Annotated in this window: 1 protein-coding gene; it reads right to left on the bottom strand. The window is 48.4% G+C overall.

The window, feature by feature from the left end; translation table 11 throughout:
- A partial coding sequence (locus FLQ44_RS22490) for a deaminase (protein ID WP_206209101.1) occupies positions 1-258 on the bottom strand: 258 nt, incomplete at its 3' end.
- Positions 259-314 lie beyond the last annotated feature (56 nt).

The raw sequence follows: 314 nt of genomic DNA, 5'->3' as shown, positions 1-314 counted from the left end.
ATTGGAATAAGCATAGACAATTTTCTCCACGCCAACCATCCGCATTGCAGCCAAACACATTGGGCAAGGCTGACCACTTGCATAGACCACACAATCTTTTAAAGATAAACGCTGTAATTTCTGGCAAGCTTGGCGTACTGCGTTCAGTTCTGCATGTGAAGTCGTATCATTGTTATTCGCGCCTGCGCCACCATCATGACTGTGGTCTTCATTGCGGGTAAAGAGGAAGCGAACCTTGATGCGTCCCCATTCATCCACATGGATTTCTTCTCCACTTGGACCAACCACTCTCGCTCGCATTGGATGGACTGCGG

The organism is Vogesella mureinivorans (assembly GCF_007644035.1).
Taxonomy (GTDB): Bacteria; Pseudomonadota; Gammaproteobacteria; order Burkholderiales; family Chromobacteriaceae; genus Vogesella; species Vogesella mureinivorans.
The sequence above is the reverse complement of the archived record's forward strand: the minus strand, read 5'-3'. Positions and strand labels throughout refer to the sequence as shown.